The following is a 26,458-nucleotide window of genomic DNA, read 5'->3' as shown; positions in this document are numbered from 1 at the left end:
CTAAAAACCTTATATTTTATCTGCCTTTTTTATACAGGATTATCCCTTGAACAGTTACCGAACGTACAAGGGCAGATAAATTGCTTGTCTGCCCCCTGGCAGACAGCAGCGAGCGAATAGCCACGCCTGTCTTTATTTTATCGCAGACGAGGTATCAAAAATGTTCACCCACGCACTCTTTCCTCCGGGTTTATCCCTTTAATCGTACCTGCCGTCACTGTGCCGGTTTGCACAGAAAACTTTCCACGAATCCTTAATGAAGGAGCCACAGATGGACGATGACCCGACCAGGCAACGTTATATGCGTTGCAGGGGGACGCCTGCCTGACCCTCAACTCTGCAGCGTATCTTACTTTTTTTACTGTCCTGCGCCCGGGATCCCCGCGCCGGCAGTCACAAAGCGGATACTATTGAGATGACACAGATTATAAATACCCGCCCGCTGCTGCAGGAAAAACAGCAGCCGCAGACACCGGAATGGCTGATCAGCCATCATATTACTACCAGCACAGAAGCAACACTGGCGTCACTCGATGCCGGCAGCCAGGGATTAACCGCTGAACAGGTTGCTGACCGTCAGCACCGTTTTGGTCCGAACGAAATTGCCGTAAAAAAAGCCCCTCCGGCCCTTATCCAGTGGCTGCAGGCTTTCAATAATCCTTTTATTTATGTGCTGCTGGCACTGGCGATTGTCAGCTTTGTGACCGATTACTGGATCCCTCTTCGTGCCGGTGATAAACCGGATCTGACCAGCGTGATTATTATGAGCTGTATGATCCTGTTCAGCACCCTGCTCCGTTTTGTGCAGGAATTCCGTACCAACAAAGCCGCAGATGCACTGAACTCTCTGGTGGAAGTGACGGTGAATGTCCGTCGGCAGGATGAACAGCATCAGTCTGTCGTCCTGTCTGTGCCCCGCCACGAAATCGTGCCCGGCGACATCATCATGCTCAGCGCCGGAGACATTGTTCCGGCCGATCTGCGTTTGCTGGAAAGCAGTTCACTGCAACTGAATCAGTCCGTCCTGACCGGTGAAACGCTCCCGGTTGAAAAACACGCCCGGGTTCATGCGGAAGAGTCACAGGCTGAGATCAGCGAACAGGCACTGCTCCACCAGCCAGCCATAGCTCTGATGAGCACCAGCGTCCTCAGTGGTTCTGCCACCGCCGTCGTCGTCGCCACAGGTGAAGACACCTGGTACGGATCACTGGCCGGGAAGATTTCCGGTGCGGCTCCTAAAACTGCCTTTGATAAAGGGGTCAACAGTGTCAGTTGGTTGCTGATCCGCTTTATGCTATTGATGGTGCCGGTTGTCTTTCTGATTAACGGGCTGACCAAAGGTGAATGGACTGAGGCGTTGTTCTTTTCCCTGGCGGTGGCCGTTGGCCTGACCCCCGAAATGCTGCCGATGATCGTCAGTACGAATCTGGCCAAGGGTGCCATGGCGCTGGCGTCCAGAAAAGTCGTGGTGAAACGTATCAATGCCATTCAGAACCTGGGGGCCATGGATATTCTTTGCACCGATAAAACCGGCACCCTGACCGATGACAATATTATCCTTGCCGGTGCACTCACTGCGGATGGCTTCGACGATATCCACGTTGCTGAAATGGCATGGCTGAACAGTTATCTGCAGCAGGGCATCAATAATCCGATGGATCGTGCCATCAATGACTATGCCACTCAGCAGGGGATAGCACGCCGGTTGCTGCATATTCGTAAAGCCGATGAATTACCGTTCGACTTTACCCGGCGTTGTCTTTCTGTGTCGGTTTACGACGACCATGGCAGACAACAGCTCATCTGCAAAGGGGCCAGTGAAGAGATGCTAGCCCGCTGCACACGCGTCCTATCCGGTAAAGAAGAGGTCCTTCTCACCCCGGAACATCTGCAACATTACCGGGATTATGTGGCAGAGAAAAACCGCCAGGGTTATCGCGTGCTTCTGATGGGCAGCAAAACCTTGTCCCCGGAGAATGCCCTGCGCCGTTTGCGCCATGACGATGAATGTGATCTGACACTGTGCGGGATCCTGTGTTTCCTTGACCCGGTAAAACAGGGGGCGGAAAGCGCCCTGGCTTCACTGAAAGCCCGCGGGGTTCAGGTCAAAGTTCTGACCGGCGATAATGCCGAGGTGACCGCTAAAATTTGCCGTGACCTGCGTCTGTCTGCCGGTATCCCGTTACAGGGACCGGATATCGCCGCCATGGACGATGAGACCCTGAAACAGCAACTGGCCAGCCATACTATTTTTGCACGGCTGACCCCGTCGGATAAAACGCGGATAGTGACACTGCTGCAACAGTCCGGTCATACCGTCGGCTTTCTCGGTGATGGTATTAACGATGCCGCGGCACTGCATGCTGCCGATGTCGGGATCTCAGTGGATAATGCGACTCAGATTGCACAGAATGCAGCGGATATTATTTTGCTGGAAAAAGACCTGCAGGTTCTGGAACACGGCGTCCGTATCGGCCGTCAGACCTTCGGGAATATCATCAAGTATCTGAATATCACCGCCAGTTCTAACTTCGGCAATGTCTTCTCGGTCTTAATTGCCAGCGCCTTTATTCCGTTTATGCCAATGCTGGCCATTCAGTTGCTGCTGCAAAACCTGATCTATGATGTGTCTCAGATGCTGTTACCCTGGGATAGCATGGATGAAGAGTTTGTGGCACAGCCCCGGAAATGGGATGCCGGAAATATCGGGCGCTTTATGCTGGTGATGGGCCCGATTTCATCGGTATTCGATGTGGCTACCTTTGCCATCATGTGGCACGTCTTTTCTGCTCACAGTGAGGCCACACAATCGTTGTTCCAGTCCGGCTGGTTTGTGGAAGGTCTGCTGTCACAGACGCTGGTGGTTCATATGCTGCGGACCCGCAAAATCCCGTTCCTGCAGAGCTGTGCCCGCTGGCCGGTACTGTTAAGCACATTAGCTGTAGTCGTTATCGGGATCGCCCTGCCGTACTCACCGCTGGCAACCACCTTCAGGTTACAGCCTTTACCACTGAGCTATTTCCCCTGGTTATTACTGATCCTGACCGGGTACTGCCTGCTGAGTCAGTCCGTAAAACAGTTTTACTGCCGGCGTTTTGGTCAGTGGTTTTAAGCACGGAACGGAATGCCCCCATAAACAACGGCTCCCTGAGGAGCCGTTGTTTTACTGCCTTTCCCTGTTACTTTTTCTTCGCTTTAGGGTTAGGTAAGTCGGTAATACTGCCTTCATAAATCTCAGCGGCCAGGCCGACGGACTCATGTAAGGTCGGGTGGGCATGAATGGTCAGCGCAATATCTTCCGCATCACATCCCATTTCAATCGCCAGCCCGATTTCGCCCAGTAATTCACCGCCATTCGTACCGACAATCGCCCCACCGATAATACGGTGTGATTCTTTATCGAAAATCAGCTTGGTCATACCGTCTGCGCAATCAGAAGCAATTGCCCTGCCTGAAGCCGCCCACGGGAAGGTGGAGACTTCGTAACTGATGCCTTTCTCTTTGGCTTCTTTTTCGGTCAGACCAACCCAGGCAACTTCCGGCTCGGTATACGCGATAGACGGGATCACCTTAGGATCGAAATAGTGTTTCTTACCGGAGATAACTTCGGCAGCCACGTGCCCTTCATGTACCCCTTTGTGTGCCAGCATTGGCTGACCCACGATGTCCCCGATAGCAAAGATATGCGGTACGTTGGTACGCATCTGTTTATCAACCTGAATGAAACCACGGTCATCAACGTCAACCCCGGCCTTACCGGCATCCAGGCTCTTACCGTTAGGCAGACGACCGATAGCGACCAGTACCGCATCATAACGCTGTGGTTCCGCAGGGGCATTTTTGCCTTCCATCGAGACATAAATACCGTCTTCTTTGGCTTCAACCGCGGTCACTTTGGTTTCCAGCATCAGCGTAAACTGCTTGCTGATACGACGGGTAAAGGCTTTAACCACATCTTTGTCAGCGGCCGGGATCACCTGGTCAAACATCTCCACCACATCAATCTGTGAACCCAGGGCATGATACACGGTCCCCATTTCCAGGCCGATAATACCACCGCCCATAATCAGCAGGCGCTCAGGCACTTCTTTCAATGCCAGTGCATCGGTAGAGTCCCAAACACGGGGATCTTCATGCGGGATAAACGGTAGCTGTACCGGACGGGAACCGGCAGCAATAATCGCATTATCGAAACTGATGGTAGTCGTGCCGTTTTCGCCTTCAACCTGCAGCGTATTCGCGCCGGTAAATTTACCGAAACCGTTCACGACGTTAACTTTGCGGCCTTTTGCCATTCCCGCAAGTCCACCGGTCAGCTGGGTGATGACTTTCTCTTTCCAGGTACGGACTTTATCGATATCCGTTTTTGGCTGACCAAATACGATACCGTGAGCTTCAAGCGCTTTGGCTTCTTCGATAACTTTTGCGACGTGCAGTAACGCCTTGGAAGGGATACAACCTACGTTCAGACAAACACCGCCAAGGGTGCTGTAGCGTTCAACCAGAACCGTTTCCAGTCCTAAGTCAGCACAACGAAAAGCGGCGGAGTAGCCTGCAGGACCTGCACCAAGTACCACGACCTGGGTTTTAATCTCTGTACTCATCATGACCTCTTATTTGACTGTCCGGCAGTCCGACGTCAGTTGTTATCATTGATAACGTCCGCAAACCACCCGGACGTATTTAGCGCAAGAGTTTACAGAATTGTTAATAAACTGCAAACAGCGTTATGTTAGCGAAAGTCACCTGTGGTGACGGTCATTAACGCCGTAAACTCTCTTCCGGCAGGATGCATATACCGGATGCAAACACCTTGATACGTTCGGCACAGTAATAAGGCCGGCGATTATCACCGGCCTCATCCGTGTTACATAATCAGACGACGAATGTCTGACAGTACCTGATTGATATACGTGATAAACCGCGCACCATCGGCACCATCGATCACCCGATGGTCAAACGATAACGACAACGGCAACATCAGGCGCGGTGTAAAGTCCTTACCGTTCCAGACCGGTTTCATCGCCGATTTTGAAACCCCGAGGATAGCCACTTCCGGTGCATTCACAATCGGTGTAAACGATGTAGTTCCCAGTCCGCCAAGGCTGGAAATGGTAAAGCATCCGCCCTGCATATCGCCGGAGGTAAGTTTTCCGTTACGGGCTTTTTTCGAGATATCCATCAGCTCACGGGATAACTCAATAATGCCTTTTTTGTTCACGTCACGGAATACCGGAACCACCAACCCGTTAGGAGTGTCGACCGCTACCCCGATATTAATATATTTTTTCAGGGTTAAACGTTGTGCATCTTCAGAAATCGAACTATTGAAACGCGGGAAGGCTTCCAGTGCTTTTGCCACCGCTTTCATAATAAACACCACCGGCGTAATTTTTACGTCCAGTTTCTGTTTCTCAGCGTCAACATTCTGCTGCTTACGGAACGCTTCCAGTTCAGTAATATCCGCTTCATCGAAATGCGTGACATGCGGGATCATCATCCAGTTACGGCTCAGGTTAGCCCCGGACAGTTTCTGAATACGTCCCAGCTCGACTTCTTCAATCTCACCAAACTTGCTGAAGTCTACCTTCGGCCATGGCAGCATCCCCGGCAGTGCTGTCGCACCGGAGGCAGGGTTCTCTGCACGTTTCACGGCATCTTTCACGTACGCCTGCACATCTTCACGCAGGATACGGTTTTTACGGCCGGTCCCTTTCACTTTCGCCAGGTTAACCCCGAATTCACGTGCCAGACGACGGATCACCGGGGTGGCGTGGACGTAAGCATCATTTTCTGCAAAGTCACTTTGGGCGGCTGCAGGCTTAGCCGTATTCTGCGCCGGAGCAGGCGCTTTTTCTGCTGCAGGGACCGGGGCGGCCTGAGGCGCTGATGCCGGGGCAGCTACCGGCGCACTGTCGGCAATTTCAAACACCATCATCGGTGAGCCGGTGCTGACTTTATCGCCGACGGAAATACTGATGGATTTAACCGTACCGGCATACGGTGCCGGAACTTCCATTGAGGCTTTATCACCTTCAACGGTGATCAGTGATTGTTCGTTTTCAACCTTATCACCGACCTTCACCATGATTTCGGTCACTTCAACTTCATCACCACCGATGTCAGGCACCTGAATGATTTTCTCTTCGCTGGCCGTGGCTGCAGGTGCGGCCGCTGGTGCAGTATTTTCTGCGACCGGTGCGGCGTCGGCGTCCGACGTTTCAAAGACCATGATAAGCGATCCGGTACTGACTTTATCGCCGAGGGTCACTTTAATCTCTTTCACTTTACCGGCAAAAGGTGCAGGCACTTCCATGGAGGCCTTATCGCCTTCGACAGTCAGCAGAGACTGTTCAGCCTCAACCGTATCGCCGGCTTTCACCAGAATTTCGGTGACTTCCACTTCATCACCCCCGATATCCGGGACATTGACCTCACGGGTTCCGGTGGCTGAAGCAGCCGCGGCTTGTGGCTGCGCTGTCTCTGCTGCTTTCGCGGCCGGCGCTTCGGCTTCAGCCGCCTCGAAGATCATAATCAGTGATCCGGTCGCCACTTTATCGCCGGTAGCGACTTTAATTTCTTTAATAACACCGGACTGAGGTGAAGGCACCTCCATCGATGCCTTGTCCCCTTCAACCGTGATCAGTGATTGCTCGGCGTCAACCTTATCACCCACTTTGACCAGGATTTCCGTCACTTCAACTTCATCAGTGCCGATATCCGGAACGTTGATTTCAATTGCCATCAATAATTACCTCTTACGCCAGACGCGGATTGACTTTATCAGCATCGATATCAAATTTACGGATCGCCTCAGCGACCACATTTTTATCAATCTCACCGCGTTTAGCCAGTTCACCCAGAGCAGCAACCACCACATACGAAGCATCGACTTCAAAATGATGACGCAGATTTTCACGGCTGTCAGAGCGACCAAAGCCATCCGTACCCAGCACACGATAATCACTGGCAGGAATATAGTTGCGTACCTGCTCAGCAAACAGTTTCATGTAATCGGTCGATGCGACGGCCGGAGCATCACTCATCACCTGAGCAATATAAGGCACGCGAGGCTCTTCGGCAGGATGCAGCATGTTCCAGCGCTCACAGTCCTGACCATCACGAGCCAGTTCGGTAAAGGATGTCACACTGTAAACGTCGGAGCCGACACCGTACTCTTTGGCCAGGATTTCTGCGGCTTCACGGACATGACGCAGCATAGCGCCGGAGCCCAGTAACTGTACTTTGCCTTTGCTGCCTTGCAGGGTATCCAGTTTGTAGATCCCCTTACGGATACCTTCTTCCGCACCTTCCGGCATCGCTGGCATATGATAGTTTTCGTTCAGGGTGGTAATGTAGTAATACACATTTTCCTGAGCTTCACCGTACATCCGCTCCAGACCGTCATGCATAATCACCGCCACTTCATACGCGTAGGCCGGGTCATAAGAGATACAGTTAGGAATAGTCAGTGACTGAATATGGCTATGTCCGTCTTCATGCTGCAGGCCTTCACCGTTCAGTGTAGTACGTCCGGACGTTCCGCCCACCAGGAAGCCACGGGCTTGCTGATCCCCGGCGGCCCAGCACAGATCACCGATACGCTGGAACCCAAACATGGAGTAATAGATGTAGAACGGGATCATCGGCAGGTTATTGGTACTGTACGATGTCGCGGCGGCTAACCAGGACGCCCCGGCCCCCAGTTCGTTGATCCCTTCCTGCAGGATCTGACCTTTCTCGTCTTCTTTGTAGTAAGCCACCTGCTCGCGGTCCTGCGGTGTGTACTGCTGACCGTTCGGGCTGTAGATACCAATCTGACGGAACAGACCTTCCATACCAAAGGTACGCGCTTCATCGGCAAGGATCGGCACCAGACGATCTTTAATCGATGCATTTTTCAGCATGACATTCAGCGCACGTACGAAGGCAATGGTGGTAGAAATTTCTTTGCTTTGCTCATCGAGCAAAGACTTAAATTCGTCAAGTGCAGGGATATCCAGTTTGTCAGTGAACTTCTCCTGACGGCTTGGCAGATACCCTCCCAGTTTCTCACGCTGACCGTGCAGGTACTGATACTCTTCCGACGCTTTGTCAAAGGTAACGTACGGCAGTGTTTCCAGCTGCTCATCACTGACCGGCACATTGAAACGATCACGGATATAGCGCACGCCATCCATGTTCATTTTCTTCACCTGGTGCGCGATGTTTTTACCTTCCGCCGTTTCACCCATGCCATACCCTTTAACGGTATGCGCCAGGATCAGCACCGGTTTTCCTTTGGTGTCCTGCGCTTTTTTCAGGGCCGCATAGACTTTCTTCGGATCATGACCACCACGGTTCAGTGACCAGATCTCATCGTCTGACATATCTTTGACCAGTGCCGCCGTCTCCGGATATTTTCCGAAGAAGTGCTCACGCACATAGGCCCCGTCTTTTGACTTAAAGGTCTGATAATCACCGTCAACGGTTTCATTCATCAGCTGAATAAGCTTACCACTGGTGTCTTTACGCAGCAGTTCGTCCCAGCGATCGCCCCAGATGACTTTAATCACTTCCCAGCCGGCACCGGTAAAGATACCGTCCAGTTCATTAATAATTTTACCGTTACCTGTCACCGGTCCATCCAGACGTTGCAGGTTACAGTTAATGATGAACACCAGGTTATCCAGTTTCTCACGGGTTGCGATAGTGATCGCCCCTTTGGATTCCGGCTCATCCATTTCACCGTCGCCCAGGAAGGCATAAACGGTCTGCGCCGAGGTCTTTTTCAGGCCACGGTGTTCCAGATATTTCAGGAATTTTGCCTGGTAGATTGCCGACAACGGTCCCAGCCCCATAGAAACCGTCGGGAACTGCCAGAAATCAGGCATCAGTTTAGGGTGTGGATAAGAAGAAAGCCCCTTACCATGAACCTCCTGACGGAAGTTGTTCAACTGTTCTTCCGTTAAACGACCTTCCAGGAAGGCGCGGGCATAGATGCCAGGCGAAATGTGCCCCTGGAAATAAACCAGGTCGCCGCCATCCTGCGCAGTACGGGCGCGGAAGAAGTGGTTAAAGCAAACTTCGTAAATGGTCGCAGAAGACTGGAAAGACGCCATATGGCCACCCAGTTCCAGATCTTTTTTAGATGCTCTCAGTACCGTCATAATCGCATTCCAGCGAATTGCTGAACGAATACGTCGCTCCAGTGCCTGGTTCCCCGGATATTCCGGTTCATCGTCAACGGAAATAGTATTGATGTAGTCCTGCGCAGAAGCGCCGGCTGCCACACTGACACCACCTTTGCGAGCCGCATCAAGTACCTGATCAATTAAGTACTGAGCGCGTTCAACACCTTCTTCACGGATGACCGATTCGAGCGCCTGTAACCAGTCGCGGGTTTCAATCGGATCCACGTCATTAGGTAAACGTTCTGACATGGGGCTATTCCTTATCTGTGTCTAATACGTTGAATTTTGAGTAGCTTATCTGTAAAACAAAGTTGGGGTACAGAGCAGACAAGCACTTCATAATTGCACATACCTTGATGTGCCTAACCCTTGCGTTGCTGAAGACGTCTTAATGAACGTTCCCGCCGGCTTTCTTCCCGGCTTCTTTCCAGCAATATTTCTTCAAGAAACGCCAGGTGCGAGTGTGATTCTTCACGGGCTTTTTCCGGCTCACGTGCAATAATCGCCTCAAAAATTCTGGCGCGGTGTCCACTTACTTTCGCTAGCATATCGCGTCGTAAGTAAAGTGTTTCAAAATTCTGCCGGACATTTTGTTCCAGCAGCGGCCCCATAGCGCGCACAAGATGCAACAGCACCATATTATGGGCGGCTTCAGTGACGGTTATTTGATATTTAATGACGGCGTCAGCTTCGGCATCCAGGTTACCGCTGTCCTGTGCCTGCTGAATACGGATGTGATGTGCGCGGATACGCGCTAAATCCTCTTCCGTCCCCCGCAACGCCGCATAGTACGCCGCTATCCCCTCCAGCGCATGCCGGGTTTCCAGTAAATCAAAACGGGATTCAGGAGAATTCGCCAGTATACCGACCAGCGGGTCGCTCAGGCTTTGCCAGAGAGTCGTCTGCACAAAGGTCCCGCCTCCCTGACGACGAGATAACAGTCCCCGGGCTTCCAGGCGCTGTATCGCCTCACGCACGGAGGGGCGCGATACATCAAATTGACGGGCAAGCTCGCGCTCCGGGGGGAGTTGTTCTCCCGGACACAATGAGCCTTCCATAATCAGCGACTCCAGTTGCTGCTCAATCACATCTGACAGCTTAGGTTGTCGGATTTTGCTGTACGCCATCACAGTCGTTAATTTATTCCTGTCATTGTGCCGGATAATTGGTATTACCAATTAGCAAAATACGGGCGCTAAAAGTAACAAATTATTTACCTGCTGTCCATATACCGGTGCCAGCTTTGCGTCAGGATCAAATCCCGGAAATGCGCGATTTTTTCTTTACCATCAACGTCGTCAGCCTGTTTACTCCGGATTTCCTGCTGTTATCTCGCCCTCTGTGGCGGGTAATTCATCCCCTGTTTTTCCTGTCCCGACAGGATGGAACCGAACCCATCGTCAAAGATAGGCTTTTTTGAGCACGAAACAACAAAAGCAAGGTGCAAAGCGTATGACTTATCACTATTCTGATCCGCAGGCAGACGGCAGTATCGTGCTGTTACGGACAGGTAAAATAATAACGAAAGCACTATAAATCACTGCCTTCCCTCACCCTGGGAAAGCAGAACTGTAGATGATTAAGAGGTTTTTTATGGAAAAACAGCAAGAGGACACGCTGAAGCGGGGATTGAAGAACCGCCATATTCAGTTAATCGCTCTGGGGGGAGCCATTGGTACAGGCCTGTTTCTCGGAATAGCGCAAACGATAAAAATGGCCGGTCCTTCCGTCCTGCTGGGGTATGCCATCGGCGGGTTTATCGCCTTTCTGATCATGCGTCAGCTGGGTGAAATGGTGGTAGAGGAGCCGGTCGCCGGGTCATTTAGTCATTTTGCCTATAAATACTGGGGGAGCTTTGCAGGATTTGCTTCCGGCTGGAACTACTGGGTGCTCTATGTGCTGGTAGCCATGGCTGAACTCACTGCTGTCGGCGTCTATATTCAGTACTGGTGGCCGGAAATTCCCACATGGGTGTCTGCAGCGGTCTTCTTTGTACTGATCAATGCCATTAACCTGAGCAATGTGAAAGTCTACGGTGAGATGGAGTTCTGGTTCTCTATCATTAAAGTCGTAGCTGTCATCGGTATGATCCTGTTTGGTGGCTGGATGTTGTTCAGCGGACACGGTGCGCCTGAAGCCTCTTTCTCCAATATCTGGGCCATCGGGGGCTTCTTCCCTCACGGTATTTCCGGGCTTGTGATGTCGATGGCAGTCATCATGTTCTCTTTCGGCGGGCTTGAACTGGTGGGGATCACCGCGGCAGAAGCCGATAATCCGGAGCGCAGCATCCCTAAAGCCACCAACCAGGTGTTGTACCGTATTCTGATTTTTTACATCGGCTCACTGACCATCCTGTTATCACTCTACCCGTGGACGAAAGTGGTCGAAGGTGGCAGCCCGTTTGTGCTTATCTTCCATGAACTGGGTGACAGCCTGGTCGCGAATGCGCTGAATATTGTGATCCTGACCGCCGCTCTCTCGGTCTATAACAGTTGCGTCTACAGTAACAGCCGTATGCTGTACGGGCTGGCGAAACAGGGTAATGGTCCCCGCGCTCTGCTGAAGGTCGACCGCCGTGGGGTGCCTTATGTTGCTCTGGGACTGTCTGCCGTAGCCACTGCTCTCGGGGTACTGATCAACTATCTGATGCCGGCGAAAGCCTTTGGTTTACTGATGTCATTGGTGGTCTCTGCTCTGGTCATTAACTGGGCCATGATAAGCCTGGCGCATCTGAAATTCCGTAAAGCGAAAGAGAGGCAGGGCGTTACCCCACGCTTTAAAGCACTTCTTTATCCGCTGGGTAACTGGATTTGTCTGCTGTTTATGGCAGCTATCCTGGTCATCATGGTCATGACCCCGGGAATGGCGATTTCTGTGTGGCTGATCCCCGTCTGGCTGGTTATTCTGGCCATCGGGTATTTATTCCGGACGAAGAAGCATCCGGCCTGATAATCCACGGTTGACGTAAAAAGGGCGCAGTTCAGAAAGATCTGACTGCGCCCTTTTTGTCTCTCAGAGGATGACCGGCTAGAGCAGTGTCCCTGTGATTGTCAGTAGCGCCACCACCACCACCAGCACCAGCGTGATACGTTTCGCCAGCGCCACCGCCATACGGGGTTTTTCCACTTTATCCGTACAGGGGTCGCGTTCCAGCGAGAACTGGGCCAGACGGGTCAGAACCTGATACGGCGTGTGTCGCACATCCCTGATAAATTTGAACCAGGCAGGTAAGGCTTTTTCGCCATGCCCTAACAGCGCATAAGCCACACCGGCAAGGCGTACAGGGATCCAGTCCAGCACAAACAGTAATTTCTCCACGCCGGACTGCTCACGTTCGGCTGCTGTCTGATGAGCCGCCAGCCAGCCTTGCCAGGCGCGCAGAAACGCGTATCCGACCAGCGTTACCGGCCCCCACGGCCCCCCCACCACAAACCAGAACAGCGGTGCGAGGTAGAAGCGGTAGTTAATCCACAGCAGTGCATTCTGTAACTCACGCAGATACACACGCTCATTCGCGGTATCCGGCAATCCGTGAATTAAACTCAGCTCATCAGCCATTGCCTGATGGGCGGCCTGATCATCGACGCTGGCCGACTTCAGATAAGCATGATAATGCAGACGCGTGACCCCGGCGCCGATGCATAATACCCCGACCACGACCCATAGCAGCAACGACGGTACTCCGAAGAATAACCCTCGCAGGCTCAGCACCAGCACCAGCGTTATCAGCATTGCCAGAACCGCCATACCGGTCGTGCGTATCATCGAGAAATGGGTCTGCCCGCGGAAAATCGGCCGTAACCGATGCTCCAGCTGCCAGTGTTCACCCAATTTAAATAACCGTTCCCAGCCCAGTACCAGTAACAAGGTAAATAACGTCATTCTTTCCAGCCCTTATTTCATTTCTGTCCGGCCTGCTCGCCGGTTATCGCCTGCAGTTGTTGCCGGTAGTATTGCCAGTCAAATGCCTCCCCGGGATCCGTCTTACGTCCGGGGGCAATATCACTGTGCCCGGTAATATCGTCAGTTTTTATCGGATAACAGTGCATCAGAAGGCGTGTTATCTGACACAATGACTCGTATTGCTGCGCGGTATACGCCACGGTATCCGTGCCTTCCAGTTCAATACCGATGGAAAAATCATTACAATTATCCTGCCCGTGATAGGAAGACTGCCCGGCATGCCAGGCGCGCTTATCAAAAGCCACATATTGCACTATTTCACCATCACGTCGGATCAGGCAATGTGCAGCCACCTTTAGCGCCGCGATCCCCTCAAAATACGGGTCATCGTCGGGATTCAGGGTGCCGGTAAAGAGCTGGTCTATCCAGGGACCGCCAAATTTCCCCGGAGGCAGGCTGATATTATGGATCACCAATAGCCAGGGGGACACCTCTTCCGGACGCTCGTTAAAATGCGCTGAAGGGACTTTTCTTGCCGTTGTCAGCCAGCCAGATTCAAGTTTCATATGGGTCATGTTCCCTGCATAAGGTCGAGAATAACATAAGAGTTATCATGATATTGCTTATCCGTTCCGGGTGCCAGCGACTCTCAGACTGACTACCTCTGCCGTCAGACCCGATGACTCAACTGGTTACGCTATTCGGCTGGAGAGTCATGACACTTCAGGCTACAGTATTTATTCCTGTGACTAAAGGAGCAAACAGCCCCATGCCCGTAAGCCATACTGCCTCAGAACACTGCAAACGACAGCTACTCGAACGCGTCAGGTATGACATTCCGGAAGTCGTTACGCAGGCATTACAGAATGCCCCCGCAGGCAAGCGACACCCTGACCATCCTCTGGTGACTCGTCTGGTCAGCGAAACGCAGCGCAGCCAGGCGCAGCTTATCAGCCATGAAGACGGTATATTCTGCGGTAAAGCCTGGGCTGAGGCGGTGCTTCAGCAGATTAGCCCCGACATAACGTGGCAGTGGCATACCAGCGATGCCGCCGCGATTCATCAGGGGCAAATACTGGCCACCCTGACCGGGCCCGCTACCGCATTACTCAGTGCCGAAACTTCGGTGTTGCATTTTTTACAGACATTATCCGGAATTTCAACCCGCTTCAGCCATACCCTTAGCCAGTTAGCTGACACTCAGCTCCGGGTGATGGATTCCCTGAATACTCAGCCGGGATTCAGTAACGCGATAAAATATGCGCTTCTCTGCGGCGATCATACGGCACAGCGGCTGGACCTGAGCGATCTGATCCCCATTAACGAAAACCATATTATCGCCTGTGGCTCGGTCGTTTCGGCAATAGAAAATGCCCGCTGGATCGACCCGGACCGCCCGATTGAAGTCACAGTGACATCGTTCACACAGTTCTCACAGGCACTGGTCGCCGGGGCAGATCTTATACAGTTGCAAAACTTCACCTTGCCGGAAGTCAATGCTGCGGTCACTGAACGCCACAAACAACAGGTGTCACCGATGCTGATTATCAGCGGACAAAATACCTGTCAGCATCTGCCGGCCCTTTCACATACCGGTGTGGATTACCTTTCCGCCAATGCACTACTGAACCAGCCACAGCCTCTGAATATTTCACTGCAGTTTTTGCCCGCCAGCGCCTAAACCTTTCCCGGGCCGGTTTATCTGTTACGGATGCCGGCACACATCCTGACTGCTTTGCGATGAAACAACCGATAAAACTCCGGATGCGATCTCCTGCCGCCGGAGATCATCCATCCCTCCTGCCGGCATAACGCTTTACTCTTCCCGGCTTATTACAAGGAGGGTATCTATGGAAAAACAACAAGGTTTTACCCTGATTGAACTAATGATCGTGATCGCGATTATCGCCATCCTCAGTGCTATCGGTTTACCGGCGTATCAGAACTATCTGCAGAAAGCGGCCATCACCGATATGTTGCAACTAATGTTACCGTATAAAACCGCGATTGAACTTTGCAGTATGGAAAAAGGAACCAGCCAGGGATGTAATGCAGAGACATACGGTATCCCCGCCGTGAAAGGGTCTCGTTACACCGGAAGCCTGCAGGTCAGTGACGGTAAAATGACTCTCACTGGCAGCGAGACATTGAAAGGGTTAACGGTCGAGCTGCTCCCCCACTGGAATGCACAGGACGGTGAGTTTTCATGGACCAAGCGATGCCTGAGTGAAAACCGACTGCTTCTCAACAATTGTCGATCACAATTCCGGTTCGACGATCAGCAGGAGGAGCTATGATCCCGCAATCGCTGGATAATTTATGCCGCCAGATCCCTGCCTGCATCCTCTCACTGGACGCCACGTTACTCAGGCTGGCAGTGACAGCGTTGCCCGCTGAGGAAATTATCGAATCTCTGCGTTTCGCCAGCCAGCGACAAGTCAGTTTTGAAGTCTGGCCACTAGCCCGGATTGAAAACTGCCGCCAGCAGACGGCTTCTCCGTCATCATCTCCGGTAAGCGGAAACCCTGAAAGCACCAATATCCCGGAGCTTGCCGGGCAGCTACTGGCACTGGCCATTCGCTTACGGGCCTCTGATATTCATATTGAACCGACCCCGGAAGGAATACGGGCCCGTCTGAGAATCGACGGTATTCTCTCCCCCTGCCCGCTCAGGTTGCCCTGTCCGGGGAATTCACTGATTGCCCGATTTAAAATTCTGGCCGGCGTGGATATCGCTGAAAACCGACTGCCGCAGGATGGTCAACTGAGCTATGAAACCGGCGATGACAGACAGAGCTTTCGTCTGTCGACTCTGCCGACACACTTCGGAGAGAAAGTCGTGCTCAGACGTCTGCAGACCCTGTCCGCAGCCCTGACTCCTGCACAGTTAGGGCTGGAGCCAGACACGCTGACTCAGTTACTGGCCGTATTACAGCAACCTCAGGGGATGATTCTGGTCACCGGGCCGACAGGCAGCGGTAAAACCCTGACGCTTTACAGTCTGTTAAATGCCTTAAATACCCCGGATAGAAACCTCTCCACGGTGGAAGACCCGATAGAGATGACTCTGCCCGGCATTAATCAGACGCAAATCAATACCCGTGCCGGGCTGGACTTCGCCCGTATCCTGCGGGCGCTGCTTCGCCAGGATCCGGATGTCATTATGATTGGCGAAATCAGGGATAACGAAACGGCAGACATTGCCGTCAAAGCAGCTCAGACCGGCCATCTGGTTCTATCAACGCTACACACCAATTCGACACCTGAAGCGATAACGCGCTTACGCCAGATGGGCATTGCCGGGTATCTGCTGGCCGCTTCGCTGCGGTTAGTCATCGCCCAACGGCTGGTCCGCAGGTTGTGCCGGCATTGTCGTCGCCAGGCAGATACCACACTACCCGGCCCGCCCGGCCGGCAACCGTCCGCCATAACACACTGGCTGGCTGAAGGTTGTGACCACTGTTTTGGCGGCTATTATGGCCGGTTCGCCATTTTTGAAGTATTGGCCATTACCGGTGATTTACACCAGGCTATCGCTGACGATGTCTCCTCTCAGGAGTTAAAAATGATTGCTTCCCGCCAGGGCATGCAGCCTCTGTTTATGTCTGGTTTGAATGCCGTCAGCCGTGCTGACACCTCCTGGGCTGAAGTACTTCGTGTGACGGGGGGGCTGGATGAGTAATTACTGTTTATTTCACTGGCGGGCTATCGATGCTGAAGGGGGTTATTGTCAGGGAGAAATGCTGGCGGATAACCCCCGCCGGTTGCAGGATATGATGTCTCAACAGGACTTAATTCCGCTGAAAATCACACGAAAAAAGTGTTATTCAGCACGCTACTGGCTGCGTCAGGAAAGGGTTGTCTTCTTCAGCCAGACCGGTATGTTGCTTCAGGCGGGCCTGACACTGTCCGAGGGCTTACTTCTGCTGGCAGGTGGCCATCCGGCGAAGGCATGGCGCTCGTTACTGGAACAATTGCAGCAACAAATCCTGTCCGGTACCAGCTTTTCGTCCGCACTCAGCCACTGGCCCGGTATTTTTCCGCCCCTCTGCATCTCAATGATACGAACCGGAGAACAAACAGGCCAACTGGAATATTGCTGTAAAAATCTGGCGGAGCAGCAGCAAAAACAGCGCCAACTGAAGCAGCAACTTATCAAGGCCCTGAGATACCCGCTGTTTGTCCTCCTGCTGGCCGCAGTGATAAGTCTGGGAATGTTGCTGTGGATATTACCGGAGTTTGCCGCCATTTACCGCTCTGCTAACACACCTCTGCCTGCTTTCACGCGGTATCTGATCGGTTTTTCACAGTCTTTAGTACACGCCATACCAGCGGTGCTGCTAATGGCTGTGGCTGGCAGTGTCGGATACCTGAGATGCAGAAAAAATGCCGCGCGGGTGCTGACAACCCAGCGCTTATTGTTACGTCTGCCTTTGGCTGGCCGGCTATGGCAGTTCACGCTGCTGGCACAACTTTTTGATATTCTGGCACTGACCCAGCGTTCAGGATTACCACTGAGCGAAGGATTACAGATAGCAGAGAACGTGTTTGCTACACCTTTCTGGCAACAAGCACTAAACACGCTGCGTCACCATATTGAACAGGGCCTTCCTCTCTCCGCTGGCCTGAATGATCAACCCGGTTTTCCGCCAATATGTTACCTGCTGACCCGCTCAGGAGAACAAACCGGCACCCTGGATGTGGTTTTTATGCGGCTGGCGCAGTGGTTTGAAACTGAGGCCAGGCAACAAACCGATCTTCTGAGTAACAGTATTGAGCCAGCTATGTTGCTGATCACCGGGCTTATCACGGGAAGTATTGTCATCGGTATGTATCTGCCGATGTTTAATCTGGGTGAGGCGATATTTTAATCTGTCCGCTCCGCCTGTTTTCCACGCTGACCGCACGCCGCTTAGTCCCCCGCGACGGTTATCCATAAAATCACCTGCAGATATTATTTCCAAACGGAAATATAAGGCGTTCAGATTTACTCTTTCCGGGTGAATATTTCCGGAAAAGAGAGAATACGCCCCCCGGACAAGCGTAAAAAACGACCAGATACAAGCTCTATACATTTAATTAATGCGATATAGAAAATGAATTTTCCCGGTGATTAGCTCATACGTGAGTGATCAACTCTGACAGAAAAAGACATTATTCTTTGAGAGAATAGACTGAGCAAAATTCATACTGCAAAACAGTAAGTTGCCCTGAAATCAGTCATAAAAAACATCCCCCTGCGGTGAATATAATGCTGCCATACGGGTTATGGCATTAAATAAACAGCGCTTAGAGTATTACTTTTCAGCTCGCGGTAAGCTGTTACTGTGTCAGTGAAAGATGACTGCCCGCTCATTTTCTGACTACCTGCAGCCGGAACGGATAAGTAATAACGTCATAACAGAACGGAGTTTTTATTTTTTATTAGCCGATAATTCGTCTAATCTGACTAAAATAATTTACGCTCCCCGCTATTTTGACCCGGGGAGTTTCTTAATAGCCAGGATACCTATGTTATGACCTATGTTGTTGCACTTACCGGCGGGATCGGGAGCGGTAAAACCACTGTGGCTAACCGGTTTTCTGAACGGGGGGTTCCGGTCATTGATGCCGATGTGATTGCCCGTGAAGTCGTTGCGCCAGGTTCAACAGCTCTTCAGCAGATTGAGACACATTTCGGCGCACAGGCATTACTGCCTGATGGTTCACTGGATCGCAGCTGGTTACGCCAGCAGATTTTTGCCGAACCACCACAGAAGGTCTGGTTGAATAACCTCCTTCACCCGTTGATCCAGCAACGGACTCAGGACATGATAAAAGCTGTCACGGCTGACTGGTGTCTGTGGGTGGTTCCCTTGCTGGTGGAAAATAATTTGCACCTGAAAGCGGATCGTGTGCTGGTGATCGATGTGGATGAAGAAACCCAAATCAATCGTACCATGGCAAGAGATCAGATCAGCCGCCAGCAGGCTGAAGCTATACTGATTGCACAAGCGAGCAGGCAATCACGTTTAGCGGTTGCCGATGATATTATCGACAACACCGGGACACCTGCCGAACAAGAGCAGGATATCAATACGTTGTTTCGCCTCTATCAGAGGCTGGCGTCAGTGAAAAAAGGATCTGTATCATGAGCACCGTTATCCTGTTTGAGTACCCGCTCAACGAAAAAATGCGTACCTGGCTCCGGGTTGAATATATTCTGAACAACCTCAGTAGCAGTCAGCCTGTGGATGATCCTGCCAGTGCATTGAGTTTCTTCCGCGGGATCGGTGACTTATTAGATATTTTTGACCGCGGAGATATCCGTGCTGACCTGGTTAAGGAACTGGATCGCCAGCAACAAAAACTTTACAGCTGGTTATCCGTCAGTGGCGTAGATGCTACCAGAGTCAGTGAGCTGCAGCAGGAACTCAAAAAGCAGGGTACCCTGATGATGACGGTTCCGCGTATGGGTCAACAACTCAGAGAAGACAGATTTATTAGTCAGGTTCGTCAGCGACTGGGAATACCCGGTGGATGTTGCAGCTTTGACCTGCCTGCCCTTCATATATGGCTCAATAGTGCTGCGGCTGAACGTCAGACCCGGGTCGACGAATGGTGCTCTACTCTGCAACCCCTCAGAGAAAGTTTACGTCTGGTGTTGGATCTCATCCGTCAGTCTGGTAATTTCCATGCAGAAACCAGTCTCAATGGCTTTTTTCAGGATAACGCGGAAGACGCCGATCTGATCCGTCTGCAACTCACAGCAGAAGACCAGCTCTACCCGCAGATCTCCGGACATAAAAATCGCTATGCTATCCGCTTTATGCCAATGGACAGTGAATACGGTGAAATACCCGCTCGTCTGCAGTTTGAAATCGCATGTTGTTAAGAAGGTACTATGCAGGAAGAAGTTGTCACAGTGAAATGCCCTCAATGCCAGGCTGATGTGATCTGGGATAGTCTCAGTCCCTGGCGCCCGTTTTGTTCTAAACGCTGCCAGCTGATTGATTTAGGCGAATGGGCGGCTGAAGAAAAGCGTATCCCGGTGGATGACAAACTTTCTGATGAAGATGAATGGAGCGGAGAATAGCGTTTTCCGCAAAGCAGAGGGCACAGACCACCAGGTTGTGCCCTTTGTTATCCTTACAGCTCACCGGCCACCAGTCTGCCCACCAGTTGATGATTTGCCGGCGGAAATTCTTCCGCAATTAATGCCTCCTGCCTGACCCAGCGTTGTGGCTGCCCCTCTTTCCCCCAGGGTTCCCCTTTCCACTGCTCAACCAGGAAAAAGTGCAGTGTGACGTGAACATCCTCGTAAGTATGATCAGCCTGTCCGATAGCCTGTGCACTCATCACCTCAATACCCGTCTCTTCCATCAGTTCACGTTTCAGTGCCTGTTCAGCGGTTTCATCTTTTTCAATTTTACCGCCAGGGAACTCCCATTTATTTGCCATATGGGAAGAGGATGAACGACGGGCCAGAAAAATACCCCGTTGCGGGTCCCGGATAATCCCGACCGCGACTTGCAGATGTTTCATGAGTTACCCTTATATATAAAGCACACAGCCGATCTGTCAGCGGTTTACTTTATGACAGACGATAAAAAGGTCCATGTCACCATGGACCTGAGACAATCATACAGAACCCTGGCCAGAGGCCAGGGACGGGAGATTATGCAATACGCCCGTGACACTGTTTGTATTTTTTACCGGAACCACACGGGCAAGGGTCATTACGTCCGACTTTACGTTCCCCTCCCTGCGCGGCCAGCTCGGCAGCGGCTTCAGTTTCTGAATCGACGTGGCTAAGTTGTTGCTGAGCCGCCAGACGCTCGGCTTCTTCACGGCGCTGCTGCTCCATGGCTTCAACTTCCTCAGGCATACTTACCTGAACTTTGCTCAAGGTGCTGACCACTTCATATTTCAGTGACTCCAGCATCGCAGAGAACATGGCGAAAGACTCACGTTTGTATTCCTGCTTAGGATCTTTCTGTGCATAACCGCGTAAGTGGATGCCCTGACGAAGGTAATCCATCGACGCCAGGTGCTCTTTCCACAAGGTATCCAGAGTCTGTAACATCACACCTTTTTCGAAGTTACGCATCATTTCAGCACCGACGACAGCCTCTTTCTCTTTATAGCTTTCATCGGCACGTTCCATAATACGTTCGCGCAGTGTTTCTTCATGAAGTTCAGGTTCTTTATCCAGCCATTCAGCAATCGGCAGGCTAAGGTCGAAGTCAGTACGTAAACGCTCTTCCAGCCCCGGAACATCCCACATTTCTTCCAGAGATTGCCGCGGAATATAGTTATCGATAATGGCGGTCAGCACATCACCGCGAATACCATTGATGGTCTCGCTCACATCGGAAACATCCAGCAACTCGTTACGCTGAGTGTAGATCGCCCGACGCTGATCACTGGCAACATCATCATATTCCAGCAACTGCTTACGGATATCGAAGTTACGGCTTTCCACTTTACGCTGTGCATTCGCAATCGCTTTAGTCACCCACGGGTGCTCGATGGCTTCACCTGGCTTCATACCCAGTTTCCGCATCATGCCAGAGACACGGTCAGAAGCGAAAATACGCATCAGGGCATCTTCCATTGACAGGTAGAAGCGTGAAGACCCTTTATCCCCCTGACGACCGGCACGACCACGTAACTGGTTATCGATACGACGGGATTCATGTCGTTCAGTACCGATAATGTGCAGACCGCCGGATTCCAGAACCGCATCATGACGTTTCTGCCATTCGGCTTTGATAGCCTCGATCTCTTCCTGCGTCGGATTTTCTCTCGCTTCAACTTCCGCATGCCAGCTACCGCCCAGCATGATATCGGTACCGCGCCCCGCCATGTTGGTCGCTATGGTGACCGCACCCGGCTGCCCTGCCTGTGCGATAATATCTGCTTCGCTGGCATGGAATTTAGCATTCAGAACATTGTGTTTGATACCGGCTTTTGTCAGCTCATGAGAGACAACTTCAGATTTTTCGATAGAAATGGTCCCGACCAGAATAGGCTGACCATTGGCAGTACGTTCACGGATGTCTTCGATAATAGCCGCAATTTTTTCCTGCTCGGTCATATACACCAGATCCGGCATATCCTTACGGACCATCGGACGGTTAGTCGGCAGCACAATGGTATCCAGCTTGTAAATAGAGCTGAACTCAAAGGCTTCAGTATCCGCAGTACCGGTCATCCCCGCCAGTTTGTCATATAAGCGGAAATAGTTCTGGAAGGTGATCGATGCCAGCGTCTGGTTCTCATTCTGGATTTCAACACCTTCTTTCGCTTCTACTGCCTGATGGAGGCCATCTGACCAGCGACGTCCCTGCATGGTACGACCGGTATGCTCATCGACAATAACAACTTCGCCATCTTTGACGATGTAATCAACATCACGGGTGAACAGGGCATGAGCACGCAAAGCTGCTGTGACGTGGTGCATCAGCATGATATTAGCCGGAGAATAGAGGGACTCGCCTTCTTCCATAATGCCCTGGCTGACCAGCAGTTGTTCAATTTTTACCAGACCGCGTTCGGTGAGGTGAACCTGGCGAGACTTTTCGTCCACCGAGAAATCACCTTCCCCCTGGAACGTATCAGAATCTTCTTTGTCCTGACGAACCAGATGAGGAATAACCTTATTAACTTTAATATAAAGCTCAGAGCTATCTTCCGCCGGACCTGAGATTATCAGAGGAGTACGGGCTTCATCGATCAGGATGGAGTCGACTTCATCTACCAGCGCATAGTTCAGTTTGCGCTGCACACGCTCTTCCGGGCTGAAAGCCATGTTATCGCGCAGATAGTCAAAGCCGTATTCGTTATTAGTACCGTAGGTGATATCAGCATTGTAAGCTTCACGCTTAGCCGGTGCCGGCATCCCTGGCAGGTTGATACCGACAGTCAGGCCCAGGAACTCAAACAACGGGCGGTTATTTTCGGCATCACGCTGCGCCAGGTAATCGTTGACGGTAACGACGTGTACACCTTTGCCACTCAGTGCGTTCAGATAGGCCGGTAATGTTGCGGTCAGCGTTTTACCTTCACCGGTACGCATCTCTGCGATGCAGCGCTCATTCAGCACCATACCGCCCATCAACTGAACGTCAAAGTGGCGCATATTGAAGATACGACGACTGGCTTCACGTACCGTGGCGAAGGCTTCCGGGATTAGGCTTTCTAATGCTTCACCTTTTTCCAGACGGGCACGGAATTCGACGGTTTTCGCTTTCAGTTGTTCATCGGTCAGCGCCGTAAATTCCGGTTCCATTTTATTAATAATATCAACCGTCTTACGCATACGACGTAAGGTACGATCATTGCTGCTGCCAAAAATTTTAGTTAATAATTTCATGACCATAGTTTTTATAATCTCAGTTCAGCTCACTGGCTGCAAAATTCGGGGTGGGTTTACGTCCTGGACTATCAGATCTCAGAGAGCACGGGCCCGGCCCGGATACCCTGAACCCCGGAAAGCCACAAGCCACTGTTAAAGCCGGGTTGCTGAACGGAAGATAATGCACTCCCGACCGGGGGATGCGGGCAGACAGGGTTATGTGTCGTCAGCAAGGCATGCAGTGACTGTAAAACAGCAATTTTCTGTGCCGTCAGAGGAAGAAGCGGATGCTGAACCTGCGCTTGCAGTTGCGGTAAGGAGAATGAGAGATGGCGGATCACCACCCTGATAGCATGCTGATGCCAGTAATCAGCACTCAGCCCCGGCCTGCGGGCCGTATCACGCAAGCGGATAAGATTTTCAAAGCGAACCGCATTACCGACAAAGAGGGTATTGGCCGATTTACCGGAGACAGAACCAGACTCCGGGGGTTGCGCATTAGCGACAGGCAAGCCCAGACTGGCCGCGACCATCCCCAAAAGGAGATGCGGCCAGAAGTACCGTCTGCCAAGTTGTCGCCAACGCGAAAAAATTCCGATCACATTCTATCCATTGAAAACTGATGTATGCGTTCCGGGAGACTCTCAGCAATCCCTGCGTCCGCTGGCCGGATACGCCAATATAGTATGAGTGAGATAGTATCACTAATGCCGGATTTCAACATCAGAGAATAAGGAAGCAGTGAATAAATTCGGTGTTTTTGGGGGATTTTTAGACAGAGCACGAGGAGCATAAAAAAACAGCAGGGTTACTGACCGGAGAGATTATCAGTAACACCTGCTGCATTAAGCAATTTTATGCCAGTACCAGATTCGGTGCTTTGAATGCCTGTGGCAGTTCAGCATCATCTTCAAAGGTTGCCCATTCCCAGGCTTCCTGTTTAGCCAGTACGGCTTGCAGCAATTTGTTATTCAATGCATGCCCTGATTTAAAGGCACTGAACGCACCGATAACATTGTGACCACACATAAACAAATCACCGATAGCATCCAGCATTTTGTGACGAACAAACTCATCGTCAAAACGCAGGCCTTCCTCGTTTAATACACGGAAATCATCTAAGCCGATGGCACAGTCAAGACTACCGCCCAGGCACAGGCCACGAGACTGTAAATACTCAATTTCACGCATAAAACCGAAGGTACGCGCACGACTGATCTGGCGAACAAACGCATCTGCTGAGAAGTTCAGCTGATAACGCTGTGAGCTTGAATCGATCGCCGGATGCTTGAAGTCGATGGTAAAGTCGAGAGAAAAACCATTATAAGGCGTTAACTCTGCCCACTTATCACCCTCTTCAACACGTACGGCTTCTTTAATACGAACGAATTTCTTAGCGCTGTTCAGCTCGTCGATCCCTGCATCCAGCAGCAGATAAACGAAAGGCGCAGCACTACCATCCATAATCGGGATTTCAGGCGCATCGACTTCAACAATAATGTTGTCGATACCTAAACCGGCCAGGGCTGAGTTAAGGTGCTCAACCGTTGAAATACGCACGCCTTCGTCGTTTACCAGGCAAGTACTGAGCATGGTATCGCGCACGTATTTTGCATCAGCCGGGAAATCTACCGGTGGATTCAAGTCAGTGCGACGATAGATGACCCCAGTATTGGCTGGCGCAGGGCGCAGTGTCAGGCTGACTTTTTTACCGGTATGTAAACCGATACCTGTCGCCTGAACAATACGTTTTAGTGTCCTTTGTTTGATCATCGTATTAATCTCGCAATATTACTCTTCGTTCGTCACTATACATGACTGACTGACCGCCAGTTTAGCACAAAGAGCGAACCAGACCAAATATCGGTATATTCTTAGTCCGCTTGCTTACGCAGGAACGCAGGAATATCCAGATAATCAGGTTCTTTATTCGCCTGACCGGCAGGATCATTCACAACTTTCGCGGCAGGTTTCTGTTCCTGAGGTAACGGAGTCAGACCATGCTGCTGATAACGGTGATCCATCACTGGCTGGCTGGTTGTTTTATTCGTGACCAGGGTGATTTCAGGACGCTTATCCATACCAATACCGGTAGCAACGACAGTCACGCGCAGTTCGTCGTTCATTTCCGGATCCAGAGAGGTACCGATAACGACGGTTGCATTGTCGGAGGCAAATGCACGGATGGTATTACCCACGGTTTCAAACTCGTCCAGACGCAGATCGAAGCCAGCAGTAATGTTGACCAGCACACCACGGGCACCGGAGAGATCGATATCTTCCAGTAACGGGCTGGAAATAGCCATTTCAGCCGCTTCTTCAGCACGGTCTTCACCACAGGCAACACCGGAGCCCATCATCGCATAGCCCATTTCAGACATCACTGTGCGCACATCCGCGAAGTCGACGTTCATCAGGCCCGGACGGGTGATCAGCTCAGCGATACCTTGTACCGCACCTTTCAGTACATCATTGGCTGCACCGAAAGCATCCAATAATGAAATACCACGGCCCAGAACTTTCAGCAGCTTGTCATTCGGGATAGTGATCAGTGAATCGACATGCTTGGAAAGCTCAGCAATACCTTGCTCGGCAAAAGCCATACGCTTTTTGCCTTCAAAGTTAAAGGGTTTAGTTACCACAGCAACGGTCAGGATCCCCAGGTCCTTCGCGACTTCAGCCACAACCGGCGCAGCACCGGTACCGGTACCGCCACCCATACCTGCGGCAATAAAGACCATATCCGCACCATCCAGCGCTGCGCGCAGAGCTTCACGGTCTTCTTCTGCTGAGTTACGTCCGACTTCCGGGTTCGCACCGGCTCCCAGACCTTTAGTAATGTCATTACCAATCTGAATTGTCTGACCCACTGCGGTTTTACGCAGTGCCTGAGCATCGGTATTCACTGCAAAGAATTCAACACCTTCGATACGTTCGCGTACCATGTGTTCTACGGCGTTACCGCCGCCGCCACCAACGCCGATGACTTTTATCACCGCATCATTGGTTAATTCCATAGGTTCAAACATGATTTCTCTCCGTT

General features: G+C 51.6%; 21 protein-coding genes. 10 read left to right on the top strand and 11 right to left on the bottom strand.

All coding sequences use genetic code 11. From position 1 onward, the window contains the following. Positions 1 to 415: 415 nt before the first annotated feature. Positions 416 to 3,112 (top strand): magnesium-translocating P-type ATPase, encoded by a 2,697-nt coding sequence (mgtA, locus tag GTPT_RS05895; RefSeq protein ID WP_029990227.1) that lies wholly within the window; start codon positions 416 to 418, stop codon positions 3,110 to 3,112. 67 nt (positions 3,113 to 3,179) lie between these two features. Here the strand turns inward: mgtA and lpdA are convergent, their stop codons facing one another. From lpdA to pdhR, 4 genes are all read right to left on the bottom strand, one after another. Further along, a complete protein-coding gene (lpdA, locus tag GTPT_RS05890; protein ID WP_025901257.1) occupies positions 3,180 to 4,604 on the bottom strand; it encodes a dihydrolipoyl dehydrogenase in 1,425 nt (474 codons plus the stop codon). 263 nt (positions 4,605 to 4,867) lie between these two features. Next, a complete protein-coding gene (aceF, locus tag GTPT_RS05885) occupies positions 4,868 to 6,745 on the bottom strand; it encodes a pyruvate dehydrogenase complex dihydrolipoyllysine-residue acetyltransferase (RefSeq protein WP_029990228.1) in 1,878 nt (625 codons plus the stop codon). 13 nt (positions 6,746 to 6,758) lie between these two features. Next, entirely contained in the window at positions 6,759 to 9,422 is a 2,664-nt protein-coding gene (gene aceE / locus GTPT_RS05880; RefSeq protein ID WP_029990229.1) for a pyruvate dehydrogenase (acetyl-transferring), homodimeric type, read from the bottom strand. Between the two features lie 113 nt (positions 9,423 to 9,535). After that, positions 9,536 to 10,300, bottom strand: a complete 765-nt coding sequence (gene pdhR / locus GTPT_RS05875) for a pyruvate dehydrogenase complex transcriptional repressor PdhR (protein ID WP_025901254.1) — start codon at positions 10,298 to 10,300, stop codon at positions 9,536 to 9,538. A 38-nt stretch (positions 10,301 to 10,338) separates the two neighbouring features. Between pdhR and GTPT_RS17425 the strand changes: the two genes are divergently transcribed. Together GTPT_RS17425 and aroP are read left to right on the top strand one after the other, a co-directional pair. Next, a complete protein-coding gene (locus tag GTPT_RS17425) occupies positions 10,339 to 10,593 on the top strand; it encodes a hypothetical protein (protein WP_145959595.1) in 255 nt (84 codons plus the stop codon). 173 nt (positions 10,594 to 10,766) lie between these two features. Further along, on the top strand, positions 10,767 to 12,122 hold the full coding sequence (gene aroP / locus GTPT_RS05870) for an aromatic amino acid transporter AroP (protein WP_025901253.1): 1,356 nt from the start codon (positions 10,767 to 10,769) through the stop codon (positions 12,120 to 12,122). Between the two features lie 78 nt (positions 12,123 to 12,200). Here aroP and ampE read toward each other — a convergent pair whose 3' ends face one another. Together ampE and ampD are read right to left on the bottom strand one after the other, a co-directional pair. Then, on the bottom strand, positions 12,201 to 13,055 hold the full coding sequence (ampE, locus tag GTPT_RS05865; protein WP_025901252.1) for a beta-lactamase regulator AmpE: 855 nt from the start codon (positions 13,053 to 13,055) through the stop codon (positions 12,201 to 12,203). A gap of 17 nt (positions 13,056 to 13,072) precedes the next feature. Continuing rightward, entirely contained in the window at positions 13,073 to 13,642 is a 570-nt protein-coding gene (gene ampD / locus GTPT_RS05860) for a 1,6-anhydro-N-acetylmuramyl-L-alanine amidase AmpD (RefSeq protein WP_025901251.1), read from the bottom strand. Between the two features lie 203 nt (positions 13,643 to 13,845). On the opposite strand from ampD, the gene GTPT_RS05855 reads away from it, so the two are divergent. From GTPT_RS05855 to yacG, 7 genes are all read left to right on the top strand, one after another. Continuing rightward, positions 13,846 to 14,757 carry a nicotinate-nucleotide diphosphorylase gene (locus GTPT_RS05855; protein ID WP_025901250.1) on the top strand — a complete coding sequence of 304 codons (912 nt, stop codon included), beginning with the start codon at positions 13,846 to 13,848 and terminating at the stop codon, positions 14,755 to 14,757. Positions 14,758 to 14,926: 169 nt separating this feature from the next. After that, positions 14,927 to 15,373 carry a prepilin peptidase-dependent pilin gene (ppdD, locus tag GTPT_RS05850; RefSeq protein WP_025901249.1) on the top strand — a complete coding sequence of 149 codons (447 nt, stop codon included), beginning with the start codon at positions 14,927 to 14,929 and terminating at the stop codon, positions 15,371 to 15,373. Then, complete coding sequence (gene gspE, locus GTPT_RS05845) at positions 15,370 to 16,758, top strand: type II secretion system protein GspE (protein ID WP_029990230.1); 1,389 nt, start codon at positions 15,370 to 15,372, stop codon at positions 16,756 to 16,758. The genes ppdD and gspE overlap by 4 nt, the downstream gene beginning before the upstream one ends. Further along, entirely contained in the window at positions 16,751 to 17,947 is a 1,197-nt protein-coding gene (gene hofC, locus GTPT_RS05840; RefSeq protein WP_029990231.1) for a protein transport protein HofC, read from the top strand. The genes gspE and hofC overlap by 8 nt, the downstream gene beginning before the upstream one ends. A gap of 645 nt (positions 17,948 to 18,592) precedes the next feature. Continuing rightward, entirely contained in the window at positions 18,593 to 19,210 is a 618-nt protein-coding gene (gene coaE, locus GTPT_RS05835; protein ID WP_025901246.1) for a dephospho-CoA kinase, read from the top strand. After that, on the top strand, positions 19,207 to 19,950 hold the full coding sequence (gene zapD / locus GTPT_RS05830; protein ID WP_025901245.1) for a cell division protein ZapD: 744 nt from the start codon (positions 19,207 to 19,209) through the stop codon (positions 19,948 to 19,950). The genes coaE and zapD overlap by 4 nt, the downstream gene beginning before the upstream one ends. Before the next feature lie 9 nt (positions 19,951 to 19,959). Next, positions 19,960 to 20,151, top strand: coding sequence for a DNA gyrase inhibitor YacG (yacG, locus tag GTPT_RS05825; RefSeq protein ID WP_025901244.1), 192 nt, complete (start codon positions 19,960 to 19,962; stop codon positions 20,149 to 20,151). Positions 20,152 to 20,204: 53 nt separating this feature from the next. Here the strand turns inward: yacG and mutT are convergent, their stop codons facing one another. The 5 genes from mutT to ftsZ all read right to left on the bottom strand — a co-directional run bounded on the left by mutT (position 20,205) and on the right by ftsZ (position 26,444). Continuing rightward, the gene (mutT, locus tag GTPT_RS05820) at positions 20,205 to 20,600 is read right to left on the bottom strand and encodes an 8-oxo-dGTP diphosphatase MutT (RefSeq protein WP_025901243.1); all 396 of its coding nucleotides are present in this window, start codon (positions 20,598 to 20,600) and stop codon (positions 20,205 to 20,207) included. A 133-nt stretch (positions 20,601 to 20,733) separates the two neighbouring features. Continuing rightward, positions 20,734 to 23,439: a preprotein translocase subunit SecA gene (secA, locus tag GTPT_RS05815; RefSeq protein WP_029990232.1), complete on the bottom strand. Its 2,706-nt coding sequence runs from the start codon at positions 23,437 to 23,439 to the stop codon at positions 20,734 to 20,736. 65 nt (positions 23,440 to 23,504) lie between these two features. Next, positions 23,505 to 24,017 (bottom strand): secA translation cis-regulator SecM, encoded by a 513-nt coding sequence (gene secM / locus GTPT_RS05810; protein ID WP_025901241.1) that lies wholly within the window; start codon positions 24,015 to 24,017, stop codon positions 23,505 to 23,507. Positions 24,018 to 24,270: 253 nt separating this feature from the next. Continuing rightward, positions 24,271 to 25,188, bottom strand: coding sequence for a UDP-3-O-acyl-N-acetylglucosamine deacetylase (gene lpxC, locus GTPT_RS05805; RefSeq protein WP_029990234.1), 918 nt, complete (start codon positions 25,186 to 25,188; stop codon positions 24,271 to 24,273). Positions 25,189 to 25,289: 101 nt separating this feature from the next. Further along, a complete protein-coding gene (gene ftsZ, locus GTPT_RS05800) occupies positions 25,290 to 26,444 on the bottom strand; it encodes a cell division protein FtsZ (RefSeq protein ID WP_025901239.1) in 1,155 nt (384 codons plus the stop codon). Positions 26,445 to 26,458 lie beyond the last annotated feature (14 nt).

The sequence above is a fragment of the Tatumella ptyseos ATCC 33301 genome (genome assembly GCF_000735525.1).
GTDB lineage: Bacteria > Pseudomonadota > Gammaproteobacteria > Enterobacterales > Enterobacteriaceae > Tatumella > Tatumella ptyseos.
The sequence above is the reverse complement of the archived record's forward strand: the minus strand, read 5'-3'. Positions and strand labels throughout refer to the sequence as shown.